Annotated in this window: 15 protein-coding genes and 2 tRNA genes; 2 read left to right on the forward strand and 15 right to left on the reverse strand. The window is 60.9% G+C overall.

The window, feature by feature from the left end; all coding sequences use genetic code 11:
• From rpsR to DMP11_RS05240, 5 genes are all read right to left on the reverse strand, one after another.
• Positions 1-261 carry a 30S ribosomal protein S18 gene (gene rpsR / locus DMP11_RS05220; RefSeq protein ID WP_123185489.1) on the reverse strand — a complete coding sequence of 87 codons (261 nt, stop codon included), beginning with the start codon at positions 259-261 and terminating at the stop codon, positions 1-3.
• Positions 262-285: 24 nt separating this feature from the next.
• On the reverse strand, positions 286-861 hold the full coding sequence (locus tag DMP11_RS05225; protein WP_123185452.1) for a single-stranded DNA-binding protein: 576 nt from the start codon (positions 859-861) through the stop codon (positions 286-288).
• A 43-nt stretch (positions 862-904) separates the two neighbouring features.
• Positions 905-1198, reverse strand: a complete 294-nt coding sequence (rpsF, locus tag DMP11_RS05230) for a 30S ribosomal protein S6 (RefSeq protein ID WP_123185453.1) — start codon at positions 1196-1198, stop codon at positions 905-907.
• 587 nt (positions 1199-1785) lie between these two features.
• Positions 1786-2745, reverse strand: coding sequence for a M14 family metallopeptidase (locus tag DMP11_RS05235; protein ID WP_123185454.1), 960 nt, complete (start codon positions 2743-2745; stop codon positions 1786-1788).
• Positions 2746-2754: 9 nt separating this feature from the next.
• Positions 2755-3723, reverse strand: a complete 969-nt coding sequence (locus DMP11_RS05240; protein ID WP_123185455.1) for a M14 family metallopeptidase — start codon at positions 3721-3723, stop codon at positions 2755-2757.
• Between the two features lie 130 nt (positions 3724-3853).
• Here DMP11_RS05240 and DMP11_RS05245 point away from each other — a divergent pair, with 130 nt between their 5' ends.
• The gene (locus DMP11_RS05245) at positions 3854-4429 is read left to right on the forward strand and encodes a hypothetical protein (protein WP_214647056.1); all 576 of its coding nucleotides are present in this window, start codon (positions 3854-3856) and stop codon (positions 4427-4429) included.
• Positions 4430-4696: 267 nt separating this feature from the next.
• On the opposite strand, the gene DMP11_RS05250 is transcribed toward DMP11_RS05245, so the two are convergent.
• The 5 genes from DMP11_RS05250 to DMP11_RS05270 all read right to left on the reverse strand — a co-directional run bounded on the left by DMP11_RS05250 (position 4697) and on the right by DMP11_RS05270 (position 8183).
• Positions 4697-5569, reverse strand: coding sequence for a transglutaminase family protein (locus DMP11_RS05250; RefSeq protein WP_123185456.1), 873 nt, complete (start codon positions 5567-5569; stop codon positions 4697-4699).
• Between the two features lie 9 nt (positions 5570-5578).
• Positions 5579-6262, reverse strand: coding sequence for an alpha-E domain-containing protein (locus DMP11_RS05255; RefSeq protein WP_123185457.1), 684 nt, complete (start codon positions 6260-6262; stop codon positions 5579-5581).
• Complete coding sequence (locus tag DMP11_RS05260) at positions 6244-7602, reverse strand: circularly permuted type 2 ATP-grasp protein (protein ID WP_123185458.1); 1359 nt, start codon at positions 7600-7602, stop codon at positions 6244-6246. The genes DMP11_RS05255 and DMP11_RS05260 overlap by 19 nt, the downstream gene beginning before the upstream one ends.
• A 327-nt stretch (positions 7603-7929) precedes the next feature.
• Positions 7930-8022, reverse strand: a tRNA-Ser gene (locus DMP11_RS05265).
• 69 nt (positions 8023-8091) lie between these two features.
• A tRNA-Ser gene (locus DMP11_RS05270) sits at positions 8092-8183 on the reverse strand.
• 171 nt (positions 8184-8354) lie between these two features.
• On the opposite strand from DMP11_RS05270, the gene DMP11_RS05275 reads away from it, so the two are divergent.
• The gene (locus DMP11_RS05275) at positions 8355-9158 is read left to right on the forward strand and encodes an ABC transporter ATP-binding protein (RefSeq protein ID WP_123185459.1); all 804 of its coding nucleotides are present in this window, start codon (positions 8355-8357) and stop codon (positions 9156-9158) included.
• Positions 9159-9391: 233 nt separating this feature from the next.
• Here the strand turns inward: DMP11_RS05275 and DMP11_RS05280 are convergent, their stop codons facing one another.
• From DMP11_RS05280 to DMP11_RS05300, 5 genes are all read right to left on the reverse strand, one after another.
• Positions 9392-10711: a SurA N-terminal domain-containing protein gene (locus DMP11_RS05280; RefSeq protein ID WP_123185460.1), complete on the reverse strand. Its 1320-nt coding sequence runs from the start codon at positions 10709-10711 to the stop codon at positions 9392-9394.
• Between the two features lie 300 nt (positions 10712-11011).
• Positions 11012-14308: an isopeptide-forming domain-containing fimbrial protein gene (locus DMP11_RS05285; RefSeq protein WP_148041090.1), complete on the reverse strand. Its 3297-nt coding sequence runs from the start codon at positions 14306-14308 to the stop codon at positions 11012-11014.
• 65 nt (positions 14309-14373) lie between these two features.
• The gene (typA, locus tag DMP11_RS05290) at positions 14374-16185 is read right to left on the reverse strand and encodes a translational GTPase TypA (protein WP_123185462.1); all 1812 of its coding nucleotides are present in this window, start codon (positions 16183-16185) and stop codon (positions 14374-14376) included.
• Positions 16186-16232: 47 nt separating this feature from the next.
• Complete coding sequence (locus DMP11_RS05295; RefSeq protein WP_123185463.1) at positions 16233-16850, reverse strand: J domain-containing protein; 618 nt, start codon at positions 16848-16850, stop codon at positions 16233-16235.
• Positions 16847-17854, reverse strand: a complete 1008-nt coding sequence (locus DMP11_RS05300) for a CPBP family intramembrane glutamic endopeptidase (RefSeq protein ID WP_211329073.1) — start codon at positions 17852-17854, stop codon at positions 16847-16849. Before DMP11_RS05300 ends, DMP11_RS05295 begins: the two co-directional genes overlap by 4 nt.
• Between the last annotated feature and the right edge of the window lie 144 nt (positions 17855-17998).

The raw sequence follows: 17998 nt of genomic DNA on the forward strand, positions 1-17998 counted from the left end.
CTAGCGATTACGGCGATCGCCACGACCGCTTACCGCAGGGACGGAGTAGGGCATGAGCGCCATCACGCGGGCACGCTTCACGGCATTGGCAATGTCGCGCTGGTGCTGGGTGCAGGCGCCGGTCACGCGACGGGGCTTGATTTTGCCGCGGTCGGTGACAAATTTGCGCAGCATCTGGGTGTCTTTGTAGTCGATGTACTCAGTTTCCTCTTTGCAGAACTGGCAGTACTTACGACGAGGCTGCTTTGCATAGTCAGACATGTGCATTAACCTCAAACTTTCGTCTTAGAATGGGATTTCTTCGTCATACGCCGAAGAAGAGGTGTCGATCACGTTGCCGTCGGGGTAAGCCGGGGCAGCGGGAGCGGGCGCCACGGGGGCACCGCCGTCGTACACCGGGGCCGCAGGAGCTGCGGGGGCCTGGTACACCGGCGGCTGAACCGGAGCCGGGGGCTGGTACACGGGAGCAGCGGGGGCCTGGCCGTAATTGCCATAACCACCCTGCTGACCGTAGCCGCCCTGACCGCCGTCGGAGCGCTGGGACATGAGCTCAATCTCGTCCACAATCACTTCCACCTTGCTGCGCTTCTGGCCGTCGCGCTCCCATTGGCTGTAGCGCAGTTTGCCCTCCACGCACACCTTCGAGCCCTTGTGCAGAAAGCGGCTGACGCTTTCGGCGCGGCTGCCGAACATGGTGCAATCGATGAAGTTGGGAACGTCTTCCCACTCGCCGGTAGAGGCGTTGCGACGACGGTCGTTCACCGCAATGCCAAAACCCATGACGGGCATGGAGCTGGCCGTGGAACGCATCTCCGGATCGCGGGTAAGGTTGCCACTGATGATGACTCTGTTGATGCTCATGTTTCCTCTTCTCTAGCGGACGGCTGGGCCGTCCATTGATTTCTTAGTCGCGATCGGTGCGAGCCACGATCATGTGGCGCTCTACGGCATCGGTGATGCGCAGAACACGCTCCAGCTCGGCAATGCTCTGAGGATCTGCATGGAAATCAATGAGGGTGTAATCACCATCGGTAAGACCGTTGATCTCATAAGCGAGTTTGCGTTTGCCCCAGTTGTCAACGTTGTCGATCTGGCCCTCAGCGGAAACGATAGTGGTTTCGATGCGCTTCATCACGCCGGCACGAGTTTCATCGTTGATGGTGGGAGCAACAAAAAACAGCAGTTCATAAGCCTTCATTAGTTCACCTCCTCTGGACATGTACGGCCCCGGTTCGGTGCAGAAGGCTCATTCCGGGGCAGGATTAGCCCGCTTATTCTAGGTAAAGTCTTCCAACAGTGCAAGCCCTCCTTCTCCCAACGGCATGCGAAACCCACAAACCAATTGCGACGCCTCCTTTTTGGACCCCGGAAGGCCGCCCCTCCCCGCAGCAGCTGCGCCAGGATGCGCGGAGAAGCAAAGCCTTCTGGAACTCGGCGGTCTGACGCACCGGGTTCACAACGCCGGGCCCTGCAGAAGCCGCAACGAGCAAAGGACCTCACGGCCGAGTTAAAGAATGTCGCGTCTGCGACCAAAGCGTTTGGGTATCCGTGGTGCGGCCCCCTGCCCTTTGCGGCTCTAGGGCCATCATAGGTTCCGCAATCGCCAACGCGGCGCCAAACGGCTATCAGCCCGATATCACGTCAACCGGCAAAAAGCGCCGCATCGGACGGGTTTCGCCAACAAATTTTCGCCAGACTTACCGCAAATTCGCCCCAATCCCCCATCCCCCTTTCGCCAAATTTTCGCCATGTGGGGCGTGTCAGGGAGACGTGCACTCTTGGACGCTATTCCTTTAGAACGCGGGCGAGGAGGGAGCCGGGATAGACCACCGGGTATTCGCGCAGAGTGAACAGCAGGCCGGAAGCGGGGCACACCACCTCTTGCATCACCGCCCCCTGCAGCGGGTCCACAATCTGGCCGATCACCTCTCCTGCCCCCACCCGCACACCATGACGGGCCTGGGCCAAAAAGATGCCGGCGGCTTTGGCGTTCAGGAACTCCACCGCTTTGTCGCCGCTTATCACCGGCGCGCCGTGGGCCTGCACCGGGCCGCCCCACATGCCGAAATGGGCCGCCAGCCGCAGCAACCCTTCCGCCAGCTTGCGGTCCTCATCAGGGGTGATGCGCATGCCCACGCCGGTTTCCACCACCAGCGTGGGGGTATCGCGGGCGTTCAGCGCATAGGCCAAGGTGGATTGCAGCACCGTGGCGGAGGCGTGCACCCATACGAAATCAACGTTCAGCAGCGGCGCCAGCGGCAGCAGCGCCTCGGCGGTGTTCTCGTTGATGCGCACCTGGGGCATCTCCCGCAAAAAGATGTTGCTGGCATGGATGTCCACGCAGGCCACGGCCCCTTCGATGTCGTCCACCACCGCAGCGGCCAGCGCCTCGGTAAGGGGGCCGCCGGAATCGCCGGGAAAGATGCGATTCAAATCCAGGTCGAAACCGGGCACCCCGCGCTCCACCGCGTTGATACCCAGGGGATTGATGGCCGGGTAAATGTCCACGATGCCCTGTAGCTGATCCAGGTGGGTGTTCAGGGTTTGGGCCAGGTGGAACGCCACGTACTGGCCCTCCAGCTCGTCGCCGTGGATGCCGGTGACCACCGCCAGCCGCGGCGCATTTTCCAGCACTCGCGGGTCGTCCGCCGCCGCCTTCGCCAGCTGGGCCCCCACAATGCGGTTCTTCTGCACGCGCAAATGCTCGCGCACCGGCAGCTCAACGCTGAAAACAGTCTCAATCATGGCGCCCTCCTACAGCACTTCCGACGCGTGCAGCACTTTGAAGGCGATGGTCTCGCCGTTAATCAGCTCCGATTCGTGGATGAAGAACACCGTGCCGGAAACCGGGCTCACAAGCACCTCCCGCACCGCGCAATTGTCGGTGTCCAGAATTTCCGCCAGCACGTCTCCCTGCTGCACCGTCTGGGTAACGGCCACCACGGGGCGGAAGAAGCCGGCCCGCTGCGTGCGCACGTTCACCAAGTCTTCCTCACGGGCCCATTGGGTTTCGGCGGCGGGAGCCAGCAGTTCCCCTTCCGCCAGCGTTATAGCGCCGATGCCCTCCATGAACTGCAGGATGCGCGCCAACACGAACTGGGCCGCCCGTTCGTTGATGCTGCTGGTCACCGACGAGTACACGCTGCAAGCATAGGTGTTCCACACCTGCCAGTTGTAGTTCAAGGTAGTGGTGTCGAAGGGAGACGGCTCCTTCACCAGCGCGTACCGGAAGCCGAACATGCGGGCCAAATCGCGCAGCCGCGCCGGGTCCAGCGCCTTCGCGTTGGTCACGCGCACATGGGGCTCGAAGTGGCCGGGCAAGTAGTAGCTGGCCAGCTGGATGCCGTAAGTGGCGTGCTGAATGTGCTCGAACAGCCCGGCGGCGATGCGCTGGGTGGTTTCCCCTTGGTCGTAGCCGGGGAACATGCGGTTGATGTCGGTGGAGTCCATGGGCCAGAACCGATGGGCAATGTTCATGGAAAACGAGTTCACCACCGGAATCACCAGCATCTTCACGCGGCCGGTGATGCGCCCTTCCTCTTCCAGCTGCTGCAGCCGCTGCACCAGCCGGGCGCAAATGTAGGCCTGCTGTATCTCGTTGCCGCGCAGCGCCCCCACCACCGCTAAGCTTTCCGGCGCATCGGCGGACCCGAACTCGGTGCCTTTGATGGCGAGGGTTTCGCGATAGGGGGTTTCCAGGCGGAAAAGCTCTTTTTGATGCATGGTTCTCCTTCAGGTGGGGCGTGGGCATCTTACCACGAGCGCCCGGGCCGCTTCCGTTGGGCAACCATTTTTGCGCGGGCTGGCAAGGGGCGGTTAAACTAGGGAAAACTGCAACTGAAAGGAGCCTTTCATGGCCGATCGCGTTTTGGAAACCATGCCCGAGGAAGTGCCCGAGCTGCCCGAGCTGCTGGAGAAAGTGATCATTTTCGCCCTTGAGGAAATGAAGGAGAAGATGGAGAAGGGCGAGGACATCGTGCCCTTCACCTGCCTGGTGGTGAAAGACAACCTGTTCATGGAGTCGCACCCCGGCGACACCCCCGACCAGTGCTTTGCCGACGCCCGCCACACGGTGGAAGGGGCCCGCGGCGCCGATGCTTATGCCATGGGCTACGACGGCTACATCGAAACCGACGAGGGCGTGAAGGACGCGCTGATTGCCGAGGGCGGCATGCCGGGCGACGAGGCGGGGCATGCCGTCGGCTACCTGTACACGGTGGACGCCGACGGCAACATCACCTTTGGCGAAGAGGCTGCTTACATCGGCGAGGCCCCCAACTTCATGGAGGGCCTAAAGGAAGCCGACGAGTACTCCCCCGAGGAAATGGACCAGCGTTACGTTGAGCTGGAGGACGACGGCGAAGGGCTGTACAATCCCGAGGCCAACCCCACCGAGGACTACGCCGAAGTAGAAGACGACGGCGAATAGCCTCCGCTACAACCAGCTCCCGGCGGTTCGCCCGCCAGGGACCCTTTCCTGTTTCCGAAACTGCCATATCCTCGTTTTTTTGACGGCCCCTGCCACGTTTTCGAGGATACGGCAATTTTTTCGGCTGATTTTTGCCACATCCTCGTATTTGGTGCAGATTCCGCACAAAACGAGAGGATATGGCAGTTTTCGCCCATGGGGCAATCCGCGCATGCCGGGGATGCTCTCTTTCGAGCGCGCACCGGGGAACGTTCGCTTTTGGCGTGCCTAGAACGTGAGGTATTGATCCGGTTGGTTTTGGGAGGTGGCGTCTCCCAGGGAGGCGCTTACCTCTTGGGTTTGCACGGCGGCGCCCCGGAAGATACCGCACTCGATGGGGCAATCCTCAAAATCGCGGCCGGTGGCGAACAGCATGTAGCGGTCGTCGATCTCATTGTTGTTGGTGGGATCAAAGCCGCACCAGCGGCGGCCGTCGTGTACCTCCACCCATGCGTGAGTGGCACCGTGGCCCACCATCAACCCCGTCACATAGCGGGCCGGAATTCCCAGGCTGCGGCACAGCGAAATCATCACGTGAGCATAGTCTTGGCACACCCCGGTTTCGCAACCGAAGGCCTCGGCGGCCGTGGTAGCCGTGGATGTGGCGCCTGGCACGTAGGAAAACCGCGCGTGCACCGCCTCGCATAGCGCCCGCACCTGCGCCAAGACGCCTCCTCCGCCAGCGCACCGCGGCAGGTTGCCGCCTTCGCCAGTCCCCTGCGCCAGGGCACAGCCGCCAACAGCGCCCACCACCTCGCGGGCGAATGTCGCCATCTCGGCCGTAGCGCCGGTGAGCCGCGTGGGCTGCACAAACATGGGGTGGCAGGGCGTTTCCCCCGCTAAGTCGCAGGCCACCATCACGTGACCGGTGGTGTAAAAGTTGAAACTGCCGTGTTCCTGGGGCAGGTAACCCACAATGATGCGATTGCCGAAACCATCCTCCTGCTCGGCCAGGGACGCCCGTGGCGATGTAAAAATCTGCGCGTCCATCACCGTTTGGGTGTTGGCGCTTTTCGGCAAACAGCGCAGCACGAAGCTGTGGTCAGTCACCGGGCAGCTGAAGCTGAGGGACGTTTCAAACACGTAGGTGAGAATGCGCATGCGGCCCCCTTAGAACAACTGCGCTACAAGCGCTAGCAGCTGTCCCAACTGCTGATAGGTAACCGCATCGGGGAAGCTGGGGGCGAACACGGCATCTACCAATTGCTTTAAGATATCGCGGTTGTAATCCATACCGGTGCGGTCGATGCGGCTGGCCAACTTTTGCACCTCGCGGCGCAAATCGCCCAGCCGATACCCCAGCCGAGCGTACAAATCCAGTCGCTCCACCGAGAAGCCGCACTTGATGATGTTGCGGGCGGCATCGTTGGCAATGTAGTCGTCGCAGCTGCCCTTGAAGGCCATAATGCTGTCGGTGACCGACTGCAAATCCAACAGCGGCGTGTCCGATGCGGCCGCCGCCTGCGAATCGTTCAGCGCCATCTGCACGTAGGCGGCCGATTCGCTGCCAATCACATCGCGCAGAACCACAGCGTTGTCGCTGGCGGCATTCAGCGAATAGGCAATGGATGCCGACAGGCTGGGGCTGAACAAGCAGTCGCGAAAGAACTGATCGGGGTTGTCTTCCTCTTGGTTGAAGCCCAGCTCTTCCAGCTGTCCCTTCCAGTTGCCCTCCACCGAGTCCAGCGAGGCATCGTAGGCTTCCAGCACAAAATGCAGGGTGGTGTAGCTACGCTCAACGTAGCGCCCCAGCCAAAGCAGCCGGTCCACCCGCTCTATCGAGAGAGAACCCATGTGTCCTTAAACCCTCCTCCTTGAGATGAATTCACCACACTGGAGCCTTCCTCGCGGGCGTACCGGGTAAGGCCGCTGGGCCACACCGTGGTGCGCTCGCCGGAAAGCACGAAGGTGCGAAGATCGGCCTTGCGGGGCACCTCTTCGCCGTTTATCCAAGTGGGAAGGCACTTGAAGTCAATCACTTCCTGGGCAATGAAGCGACGCGGCTGCTCCTTCACCTGGGCCAGCAGCCCGGCCAGCTCCTCGGGGGCCAAATCGCTACCGAACATCACTCCATAGCCGCCGGCCTCCGCCACGTCTTTGATCACCAGCCGTTCCGCGTTGTCCAGCACGTAAGCCAAATCGTCCTCGTAATAGGGAAGGTAAGTGGGGGCATTAGCCAAAATGGGCTTCTCCCCCAGGTAGTACTCCACCATTTTGGGCACGAAGTAGTAGATACCCTTATCGTCCGCCGCCCCGTTGCCCGGCGCATTGATAATGGCCAGGTTGCCGGCGCGGTAGGCAGTCATGATGTTGGGTACGCCGATGAGGCTTTCCGGAAGGAAGCACAGCGGGTCCAGATACTCGTCCGACAAGCGGCGGTACACCGCCCCCACTCGTGCATTGCGAATGCTGTCGCGGTAGTACAGCACCTCGTTTTCCACGAACAGCTCGGAGGGCTCGGCCAGCACCGCACCGATGCGCTCGGCCAGGTAGGAATGCTCGAAGTAGGCGGCGTTGTAACGGCCCGGCGTCAATACCACGTTGATGCCGCCGCAGTTCACATTGTCCATCACTTCCCGCAGCCGGGCGGGATAATCGCGATTGTCTACCAGCGGAGCGCTCTGGAAGGTTTGGGCGTCGCACCGGCGACACAGTGTGCGGGCCACCAGCGGATATGAGGCCCCCGACGGGATGCGCAGGTTGTCCTCAAGCACGTACCAGGCGCCATCGGCCCCTTCCACCAAATCGATACCGGAAATGTGGGAAAAGATGCCCTTCGGCGGCACAATGCGCTCCACTTGGGGCAAAAATCCAGAGGAGGCGTAGGCGAAATGCTGCGGCACTACGCCATCGCGGATGATTTCAGCATCGGTGTACAAATCGCGCAGATAGGCGTTCAGGGCATCTACCCGCTGAATGAGGCCCCGCTCCAGCACCGCCCAATCATCGGCGGGAATGACCCGCGGGATGGCGTCGAAGGGGAAAAGCCGCTCCTCGAACTGACCGTTTTTATACAGCCCAAACTTCACTCCGTAACGGGCCAGCTGTTGGTTGATGCGGGGACTATAACCCACCAATCGCGAATAAAGCTGCGGCTGCCCAGCGCCGTGCGGGCATTCCTCCGAATGCGTCATAGGCGTTCCCTTCCCAAAAAAGCTGATTCCCACAGCGCCGCCGAACGCCAAAGTCCCCTCGCTCGCACGGCTTTTCTGCCATGGTAGCGGTTTGATGGACTTGTGCGCGCGAGATTCCCCATCTCCCCAGAACAACCGCATGACGGGGCACCATCTCAGGTCGAATTCGTAGGGCAGAGATTCTATCTCTGCCTGAAGCTGCAACCCCGCGCGGTCTGTCCGTTTAGGCCGAAACAGAATCTCGAATGAGACAAAGGGACAACCCTAATGACTCATTCCCATAACGCAAGGAACCCCAGGGTTACCTGGGGTTCCTTTGGTTTAAACTGGCGGAGGAGGAGGGATTCGAACCCTCGTTACGCGGGTTACGCGTAAAACGGTTTTCGAGACCGCCGCATTCAACCACTCTGCCACCCCTCCGCATGGGGTTCGGACGGCGCGAACCGCCCTTGTTCAAAAAAGCCCTCAACAAATGAGGGCGGATAATTCTGGCGGAGAGATGGGGATTCGAACCCCAGATACGCTTTTGGCGCATACACGATTTCCAATCGTGCTCCTTCGGCCAGCTCGGACATCTCTCCGCGTATTCAGGCCTGTGCGTTAGCAGAGCCGCCCCCGCACAGTAGCTAAGCATTGTAACAAATCCCACCGGTTTCACAAGGGGCAATTCTCGTCTCCGCCCGCAACGGGCGCGGAAGGTTCGGGTACAATGCCCCTATCGTCCGCCCGTCCGCTTCCGAAGGAACCGCCCCATGCCCTGCACCCCCGTCGCGCCCCCGTTTCTGCAGATTCGCGATGCCGTGGTGCGCCGGGAAGGGCGGCCCATTTTGGAAATCGATTCCCTCAGCATTGCAGAAGGGGAATCCATCTGCCTGCTGGGCCCTAACGGGGCGGGGAAATCCACCTTCATCCAGCTGATTACCCGCGAAGTGCTGCCACTTCACCGCAACGAGACGCCAGTGCTGTTCCGCGGCCAAGAACGCCCGCTGCTTACCGAAGTGCGCGCGGCGCTGGGCATCGTGTCCTCTTCGATGCAGAAGCAAATCGCCGTGCACCTACCGGCGCTGGACGTGGTGATTGGCGGCCTGTACGGGATGCTGGGAGTGCCGCGGCGCATAGAGGTGACCGAAGAGGACCGCCGCCGGGCGCTGGAAACTATGGAAGCACTGGGCATCGCCGATTTGGCAAGCCGCGATGTGATGACCCTTTCCACCGGCCAAGCGCGACGGGTGCTGATAGCGCGGGCGTTGGTGAGCGAACCTTCGGCCGTCATCTTCGATGAACCCTGCACCGGCCTAGACCCGGAAGGCATGTTTTACGTGCGCCGCTGCATGCGCACCGCGGCGCAACAGGGGCGAGCAGTGCTGCTGGTGAGCCACTACCCCGAAGACATCATTCCGGAAATCCAACGGGTGCTGCTGCTGAAAGACGCGCGCATCGTGGCCGATGGCCCCAAGCGGCAACTGCTCACCGATGCCATCATCAGCCAACTGTTCGACACCCCCCTGCAGGTGCGCCAGAAAGACGGCTATTACAGCCTGTTTGGAAAATACTGATTACCGGTCCCTCTTCATAGGGCGGACAACTGCGGGCTGTTGGTTTAGGCAGAGATAGAATCTCTGCCCTACGAATTTTCCAACCAGATAGGTGGCACGGGTGACAGGGGGACGTACACCTTTGTCACCAGGTGACAAAGGTGTACGTCCCCCTGTCACCCCCCCCTGCCGCGCAAAAAGGGCGCATCCTTTCGGAAGCGCCCTTTGGTGTGCAATCTGTTGCGCGAAGCCGATTACTGGGCAGAACCTTCGCCCTGAGCCTCGGGGTTCTCGGGGGTACCGGGGTCATTGCTGGTGTCAACTTCCTGGTTGCCTTCGGTGGCTGGGGCCGGTTCGTTAGACGGCACATCCACGTTGCCCTCGGTTGCGGGTGCGTTCTCGTCGCCCTCAGCGGTAACGTTCTCGCCACCATTCTCTTGATCCACGGTCTCGCCGGTCTCACCCGCCAGGCCCTCGGCACTGCCTTCGGTGGCACCATCGTTGATGGCCTTCTGGTCGGACTGGCTCTCGTACTGGCTCATGTCAATGTCGTAGGGCAGCCCCTCCGGCATTTCGTTAATCACAATGTCGGCCGCTTCCTTCTGGGCCGCCACCCAATCGCTATAAGCCTTCGAATTGTTGTTGTTTACGATCAGCGACTTGATAGACTCCACAAACTCGGCGGGCAGCTGGTCGGAGCTGGTCACCTCTTCCGGCGCCTTGAACACGTCGGTGCACTTGATGATGTGAATGCCGAACTGGCTGGTAATCAGGTCGCTCACTTCGCCCTTGTCCAGGCCGTCCAGGCCAGTTTGGTACTCGGTCACAAACTGAGTAAGCTTGTCCCAGCCTACGTTGCCACCGTCAGAAGCGGAGCTGTCGATGGAATATTGCTGGGCAGCTTCGGCGAAATCCAGGCTGCCGTCCTTGATTTTATCCAACACTTCTTGGGCAGTCGCCTCATCGGAAGCGTCGAACAGAATGTGAGAGGACTTCTTAGCGCCATCATAGTAGGTGGCGTACATCTTGGCATACTCCAGAATTTGGTCCTCAGTGGGCTCGGCGTTGGTAGCCAGCGACTCATTCAGCTGCTGCATGATCAGAGACAGCTCAATATTTTCGCGATACTCATCCTCAGTCACGCCGGCGGAAGCCAGAGCCGCCTGCCACGCAGCGTCATCGTTATAGTTCGATTTCATTTGCTCTACATATGACTGCACCGTTTCGCCACTCACAGAAATGTTCTGAGCCGCGGCGCCCTGGCGCACCACCTCTTGCGTCACGAATCCGTCGATTATTTCAGAGCGAATAGACTCAGGAGTGGCTTTGTTTTGGGCCAGCCACTGCCCCCAGGCGCTCTCGTCGGAGAGCCCCATCTGCTCGCGATTCGACTGAATCGTGTTGGTGATTTGGTCCTCGTAAATCTCAGTGCCGTTCACCGTAGCAGCCACGGCACCGGAATTGCCGCTGGTGCCGCTATTATTCTCGGTACTCGAGCATCCTGCGGCAACACCCATGCAGGCCACCGCAACCCCGAAAGCACAGAACGCTTTCATGAACGTGTACTTTTCCATAATTACCTTTCTCCGACACGGAAAACCTGGGGGCAAATTGGGCCAAATTTAACATATCCCCCGCGTAAAACCGTGGTTTTGACCAGTGTATTCTTGCATATTCGCAAAACGCTCCCTTGCCAATCACAATATGGACAAATTCACTTCACAGGCTGGGGGGGTTAACTTCACAATTACGAGATGATTCCAGCTCAGCAACAAGGCAGCAGGCGAAAATGAGGATGGCCCCGGATTTCCGGGGCCATCGTGCATCGGGCGCAAACCGTTCTTCAGCTTGGGCTTGGTTAGGAAAGCGGGGCGCTAGAAGCGGCCGTGCAGCCCTTCGTTCCTGCGGCGATGGGCAATCACCGCCACCGCCAGGGCAGCCATCATGCCGAAGACCGCGGCCGCAGCGGGGGTTGAGGTTTCGTCGCCGGTTTTCGGCAGCTTCTTGTTCACACCGTTGCCGTTGCCATCGCCCCTGTTGCCCTTGCCGCCGTTGGGGTCGGCGATGGACTTCTCAATGGCGTCGTTGGGCAGCGGATACGCCGGCTGGCCGCTGGTAGCCGTCACTTTGCCCGCCTCCGGGTTGTTGGCATCGATGGGCAACGTGTGGTCTTTCTCGTACTCATCCCAACCTTCTTCCGGCCAGAACGGGGTGCCCTCTTCGGTGCCGTTCTCCAAATCGGTGGGGTCGTTGGGCTTGCCGGGCTTGTTCCCCGGGTTATCCGGATTGCCGGGATTGTCCGGGTCGTCGGGGTTATCCGGGCTGTCCGGGTCGTCCGGCGTGGTGGGGTCCTTCGGCAAATCCTCCGGCTTCGGCAGCTTGTCAGTGGGTTGGGTGCCAAACACCTCGGCCACGTTGCCGATGTCCTTGCCAATGGCGTCCTCGGTAACCATGGCTTCGAAAGTGAGCACATAGCTCTCGCCGCCGTAAAGGTTGCCGCAGTTCAGCGCCACTGTGTGCGCCTTGGCGTTGTACACCGTGTCGGGCACGGCCACCACCTCACCCGCCACGTTCTTCAGTTGGAACGTGCCCGGCACCGGCTGGATGCCCACCGGCAGCTCGTCTTTGATCACCGTGTCGCACCACACAGAATCGGGCTTCACGTTCTTCACCGTGATGTCGTAGCGAATGCGGTCGCCCACCTGGGTGGAGCCGCTGCTGCGTGTGAGGTTCGCAGCGGTCTTCACCATGGTGATGTCGCCTTTTTGCACGTTGTTGGGAACGATGATGTCCACCGTGGGCTTGCCCGGCTCCTCGGTTTCCACCACTGGCGTTTTCTTAGGGGCATCGGGGTCGGTTACCGGAGGCTTGGGGGCGTCCGGGTCGTCCGGGTCGGTGTCGGGATTATCCGACGTGTCTTCGTCTTCAAACGGGTTGCCCGGATCCTCCGGCGGCTTGTAGCCGCCACCCGGCAGTGGCTCGTTCTCCATGCCGGTATAGCCCTGGGCCTGCGCATCGTTGGCCACCGACTTCAGCTCGGTGGGCGTGTCACGGTTCATCAGCCCCTCTTTCACCTTCGCTCGGAAGGTGAGTTGGGCGTTCTGGCCGCCGTACACGCGGGTGAGCGGCACGGTGATTTTGCCGTTCTCAAACGTGTATTCGCTCTCGTCCAACACCTTGGCGGTCATGATGCCCATGGAGGTGTTGGTCAGCTTCAGGCTGCCAGGCACCAGCTCCACCGTTTCCGGCAGCTGATCTTGCACGTAGGGGAACTGCCACACCGAGCCCTTCGCGGCGTTGGCGGCCGTGATGGTGTACTCGATGATGTCGCCGGGGCGGATGTAGTCACCGTCATGGGTGAGGTTCTTCGCAGTTTTCACCAACGACGTCTCCGGCGGAATGGTCACGTCGGGTTCCACGGTAAGGTCGTAGATGAAGGTAGAACCGTAATACACGCCGTTGGGTTCCTGGTCGATGGTGATAGTGGTTTCGCCGGCGCTGTCCACTTTGATCACCAGTGTCACATTGCCGTCGGCATCGCGAATGATGTTGCCGTCTTCGTCCCGCAGCACTTCGGCCGTGGCCACTGCGCCATTGGAAGTGGTCACCTTGAAGTCGCCGGAAGAAGGCGTTTTCACCTTTACCTTGATGACATTCCAATCGGGATCGGGCACGTCGCCGGTATCCTTCTTGGGGTCTTTGTAGTTGTAGGACAACTTGTGGCGCTCGATGTGTTTCTCGTCATCGCCCGGTTGCGGCGGCACCGGGTTGTCTATCACGCCGTCGCCCTCCACCTCGGTCTTAGTTTCCGGAGTAACCGGCTCGGCCTCTATGTCCACCTTCGGCTTCTTGTCGTCGGCCAGGCCCTCGGTGGGGTTGTAGTTCTTGACGGGAATGTACTCCAGCGACACCGTGTGCTTATTGTCCTTGGTAGCGTTGGGCAGCAGCCAGTCGCAGCCGGGATCGGTGGCGTTCAGTCGAACGGTGAAGATGCCGTGCTCGCGAGTGCCGTCATAGCCATTGTTCCAAGAGCCCGCCCGGGCGCTGGGTTCGTCGTCGGCCAGAGCCACCGGCATAGCAGCGACGAATGCGGGCGAGGCGGCCGAAGCAGCCTGCAATATTTGGCGGGCCGGAGCGATTTGGGCCACGCGGGTGCCCGTCTTGCTGGTGGTCTTCACCGTGTTGGCGTCGGCGCCGTCGTAAATCAACTTGATGGGTTCTCCCACCTTTTTGCCGTCCACCACCAGCTGCACCCAACCGGTGGGCGCCTTGCAGGTGTTGGCAGTGCCCTCCGAGCTGGTGATGTCCGCCACCAGCTCAAGGGTGTTCATTACCGTGTTCTTCTCGTCCGGGTCTACCAGGTTGCCGTCCTTGTCGAACCAGCTGGACTCAAGGGTGACGATAGCCGGATCCACCGGGGTAATCTCGCACCACCCATAAGCGCGGTGCCCCCAGTAGCTGTCGGCGAAGTCCTTATCAACGGAAGGATCGGAATACTGCTTGGATTCCAGGATGAAGCGGGAGAGACCAGCGTCCTCCGGCATGTTGGCAGAGGTGACCTGCTCGCCTAGCTTCTTGGTTTCCGGGTCATAAGCTTGGCAGATATAGCTGATATTGTCGTAAATGTCCTTGTTATCGACACCCCCCGAATTCAGCGGGTCATCGGCAGTCAGCTCGCGCACCGAATAAGACAGGCCATCATAGGGTTTGGTAACCGAACTCACCACCGCATTGCCATTGGCGTCGGGGATAACCTTGCGCTGCTCTTCCAAATCCAGTTGATCGTAAGGCACGGTGACCGTAGAGGTCCTGCCCTCAGGATCCGCAAAGAAATCGGGCTCCGAGGTAAAGTACACATAGCGCTTTAGCTTTTCGGTGGAACCCGGTTCGCGGTACAGCGGCTCTACAGGGATGATTTCCCCGTTGGGGCCCAGGTAGCTGAGGTCCACCGTCACCCGCTTCTTGGCGTCTTCCTCGGGCAGCCACAGATATAGATTGCCTTCGTCGAAGATGGAGGGGGCGCCGTAGCTGCTCTCCACACCATTTACCAACAGGCGCCATGAGGTAACGGCACAGTTCAGGTCGGGGTCTTGCCCTTCGGGAGCCAGCATCTTCAGGTCGGCGGTGAGGTTGATGGTGATCATCTCAAGCGGTTTTGTGGTGTCCGCCACAATTTACCACGGCTCAAAAAAGGGGGCCCGTAGGCCCCTGAACGCTTACATATATATATGTAAGGTTATTTCTTCGCCGCCTTCTTGCGGTCGGTGGCGGACAGCAGCCGTTTGCGCAGCCGCACCGATTGCGGCGTCACTTCCACCAGCTCGTCGTCCTCGATGTACTCCAACGCTTCTTCCAGCGTGAAGGTGATAGGCGGGGTAAGCTGGATGGCCTTGTCGGCAGAGCTGGAACGCTGGTTGCCCAGGTTCTTCGTCTTCTCCACGTTCACCACCATGTCGCCCTCTTTGGCGGACTCGCCCACAATCATGCCTTCGTAGCAGTCATCGCCGGGGCCCACGAATAGCCGCCCGCGCTCCTGCAGCGTGTCCAGCGCGTAGGCCACGGCCTTGCCGGTGGACATGGCAATCATGCCGCCGTTTTTCCGGCCGGCCATTTCACCCGTGTAAGGACCGTATTCCTTGAAGTGGTGGAACAGCACCGCTTCGCCATGAGTGGCGTTCAGGATGCGGGTTTTCAGCCCCATGGTGCCGCGGGAAGGAATGCGGAAGGTGACGTGGGTCATGGTTTCGTCCTGCACCATGTCTTCCATGATGCCGCCGGCGGTGCCCATCACTTCGATGGCCTTGCCGGCATACTCGTTGGGCACGTCCACCGTGGCTTCCTCGATGGGTTCCAGCTTGCTGCCGTCCTCGGCGGTTTTGTACACCACCCGCGGGCGCCCCACCTGGAACTCGAAGCCCTCGCGGCGCATGGTTTCCATCAGCACCGACAGGTGCAGCACGCCGCGGCCGGCCACTTCGATGCCACTCTTGTCTTCCAGCTCGTTGATGCGCATGGAGATGTTGCTCTCCTTTTCGCGCATCAGGCGCTCCTTCAGCTGGCGGCCGCCCACAATTTCGCCTTCGCGGCCCACCAGCGGGCTGCTGCTGGCCTCGAACACCACCGCCATGGTGGGCTCTTCCACCGCGATGGGCTCCATGGCCACCGGGTTTTCGATGTCGGTGATGATGTCGCCGATGTCGGCGTCCTCGATGCCAATCACCGCCACAATGTCGCCGGCGTCAGCTGCGGTCACTTCCGCCTTGCCCAGGTTCTCAAAGGTGTACACCTTGCGAATCTGCGCCCGGCGCTCGGTGCCGTCCGGCTTTACCACCAGCACCTGCTCCTTCTCGTGCAGGGTGCCGCTGACCAGCCGGCCCACACCAATGCGGCCCTCGTAGCTGCTGTGGTCCACGGTGCACACCTGCAGCGCCACCGGGCCGTCGATGTCCACGTCGGGGGCGGGGACTTCGGAAAGGATGGCATCCAGCAGCGGGATCATGTCCATGTTGCCGTCGTTGGGCTCCATGCGGGCGTAGCCGTTCACGGCCGAGGCGTACACCACCGGGAAGTCTAGCTGCTCGTCGCTGGCGCCCAGCTCCACCATCAGGTCGAACACTTTATCCACGGCGCCTTCCGGATCGGCGTTGGGGCGGTCGATCTTGTTCACCACCACCACGATGCGCAGGTGGCACTCCAGCGCATGGCTCAGCACGAAACGGGTTTGGGGCTTGGGGCCTTCGTAGGCGTCCACAATCAGCAGAGCGCCGTCGGCCATGTTCAGCACGCGCTCCACTTCGCCGCCGAAATCGGCGTGGCCGGGGGTGTCGATGACGTTGATTTTCACGCCCTTGTAGGTGATAGAGATGTTCTTGGACAAAATGGTGATGCCGCGCTCGCGCTCTTGGTCGTTGGAGTCCAGCACGCGCTCGGCCACCTGCTGGTTTTCACGGAACACGTGGGACGACCACAGCAGGCGGTCTACCAGCGTGGTTTTGCCGTGGTCAACGTGGGCGATAATCGCAACGTTGCGAATGTTCTCTTGCTTCATGGGGGTATTCTCCTTAGATTATTTATGCAGTAGAGCAGTTTAGAGCACTATTCGTCCAAGAGGGCTTCGTACTCTTGACGCTCGCGCTTCAGTTCGGTGAGATGCTTATCCAGGGTGCTGATGCTCTGCTGGCACGACCATATTTTGATGACGCCCCACACGGTGGCGGCGCTGGCGATGGCGGCGATGGCCCCGAAAATACCGAAGGGACGGCGGATGGTGAGCAGCGTGGCCAGGCCGCCGATGACAGTCATGATGATGCCGTTGCGCCGTTCGTCTTCCAGCGCGTCCTTTTGGGCCACCAGCTGGGCGCGGGCGGCGGCGATGCCAGCCAGGCGCGCCTTTATCTCCTCCACGGTGAGATATTCCACCTGGGTGCCGTCTTCCTCCACCGTGTAAGAGCGGGCGGCGGGACGGCTGGCGGCGCCGGAGCTGCGGCCCGCGCTGCGGCCGCCTTTGGCTGCGCGGCCCGCCGGCGTTTTCAGCACGTCGTAGGCTTCCTGCAGGTACTTGAACTGCTCGGTGGCGCGGGCCTGCAGCTTCTTGTTGCCCGCAAACTTATCGGGGTGCATGATCTGCACCGCCTCGCGGTAGGCCTCTTTGATTTCTTGAGGGGTAGCACCTTCGGAAAGCCCCAGTATGTGCAGTGCTTCAGTTCTGTTCATAAGAAGGCAGTATACTCCAGGGGTGTGTCAGCACCCTTCAACCAACTAGAGGCCGCGCGCACTGCGGGCACAAGAGTCGCAATGGTCAGCGCCAGAATGGCCAAGTTGGCGAAGGAGCCCGTGGCGTAGGTGGCCGGCAGCATGCCGGTTGCCAGCACAACAGGTGCGAAATACAGCACATCGAACAAAAAATGGACCACCATGGGCGCAAACACCGATTGGGTGCGCAGCATAAGTGCCGCCATCACGTAACCGAACATGCCCGCTTGCACTGCCTTGCCCACGGCCTCCGTCAGCAAAAGGGCAATGGCCGTGGCACCGCTTCCGGCGAAAGGGTTGCTGCCCATGAGGTGCGCCGCGCCGAACAAAATGGCGCTGAACACGGCAGCGGAATAGGACACGTTGGTTATCTCCCGTTGCTCCTCTTCGCTCATCTGCCGGTAGGTCTCCTGAGTGACGGGGCCTATGTCGCCGCTTTTCAGGGCTTCCAGCTCCAGCTGCGTGCGACGGGCAGCGCAGGGCACCGCAATACCGCGGAAGAACCCTTCCTCGAACACAGCGGTGGCAAAACAGCAGGCCAGCAGCAGTGCCGCCCGCACTGGCAAGGAAAGAGTGTCCGGATTTGCGACGGCGGCCCCGGCGCCTGTTCCCTCAAACAGGGTTGGCGCTGCAGGGCCGGCAGATGCGGCGATGCCATCTGCAATGGCACTGGCGGCCGGCGAGGCCGACAGCCCCCAGGCGTCCGTATTCCCCAACAGCCATAACAACCCGTTGGCGCAGCAAGCCGCCAAAGCGCACAGCGCCACCCACAAAAGGGCTCGGCGCGCCCACGGGTCCTTGAGGCTTTCCGCTGTGGCCATCCAGCGCAACCCCGCCGGCGCCAGCAACAACAGGGCACCGATAGTGACCACCGCTGCAAGGGCCGTCCGGGCCACTTCGCCCCCCAACGTGTCCGCCAACTGCGGGCCAGCTAGCAACGTAATGACCACATAGGTAGCCACCATGGTTATGAGGGGATATTTCAGAAGCCAGCGCTGCGTTTTCATCCGATAAAGTATAGCGGTTATCACCGGGCCGCGCCCGTAGCAGGCGAAGCGGCGGCGGTAAACCTTTTGCTCGCGGCCGCGCCCGTAGCCAGAAGAAATACG

It is taken from the genome of Parvibacter caecicola (assembly GCF_003725335.1).
Lineage (GTDB): Bacteria > Actinomycetota > Coriobacteriia > Coriobacteriales > Eggerthellaceae > Parvibacter > Parvibacter caecicola.

Coding starts and splice junctions, on each gene's coding strand:
- rpsR (WP_123185489.1), bottom strand. CDS start 261: ATGTCTGACTATGCAAAGCAGCCTCGTCGTAAGTACTGCCAGTTCTGC.
- DMP11_RS05245 (WP_214647056.1), top strand. CDS start 3,854: ATGGCCGATCGCGTTTTGGAAACCATGCCCGAGGAAGTGCCCGAGCTG.
- rpsF (WP_123185453.1), bottom strand. CDS start 1,198: ATGAAGGCTTATGAACTGCTGTTTTTTGTTGCTCCCACCATCAACGAT.
- DMP11_RS05255 (WP_123185457.1), bottom strand. CDS start 6,262: ATGGGTTCTCTCTCGATAGAGCGGGTGGACCGGCTGCTTTGGCTGGGG.
- DMP11_RS05275 (WP_123185459.1), top strand. CDS start 8,355: ATGCCCTGCACCCCCGTCGCGCCCCCGTTTCTGCAGATTCGCGATGCC.
- DMP11_RS05225 (WP_123185452.1), bottom strand. CDS start 861: ATGAGCATCAACAGAGTCATCATCAGTGGCAACCTTACCCGCGATCCG.
- DMP11_RS05250 (WP_123185456.1), bottom strand. CDS start 5,569: ATGCGCATTCTCACCTACGTGTTTGAAACGTCCCTCAGCTTCAGCTGC.
- DMP11_RS05260 (WP_123185458.1), bottom strand. CDS start 7,602: ATGACGCATTCGGAGGAATGCCCGCACGGCGCTGGGCAGCCGCAGCTT.
- DMP11_RS05240 (WP_123185455.1), bottom strand. CDS start 3,723: ATGCATCAAAAAGAGCTTTTCCGCCTGGAAACCCCCTATCGCGAAACC.
- DMP11_RS05300 (WP_211329073.1), bottom strand. CDS start 17,854: ATGGTGGCTACCTATGTGGTCATTACGTTGCTAGCTGGCCCGCAGTTG.
- typA (WP_123185462.1), bottom strand. CDS start 16,185: ATGAAGCAAGAGAACATTCGCAACGTTGCGATTATCGCCCACGTTGAC.
- DMP11_RS05280 (WP_123185460.1), bottom strand. CDS start 10,711: ATGGAAAAGTACACGTTCATGAAAGCGTTCTGTGCTTTCGGGGTTGCG.
- DMP11_RS05235 (WP_123185454.1), bottom strand. CDS start 2,745: ATGATTGAGACTGTTTTCAGCGTTGAGCTGCCGGTGCGCGAGCATTTG.
- DMP11_RS05295 (WP_123185463.1), bottom strand. CDS start 16,850: ATGAACAGAACTGAAGCACTGCACATACTGGGGCTTTCCGAAGGTGCT.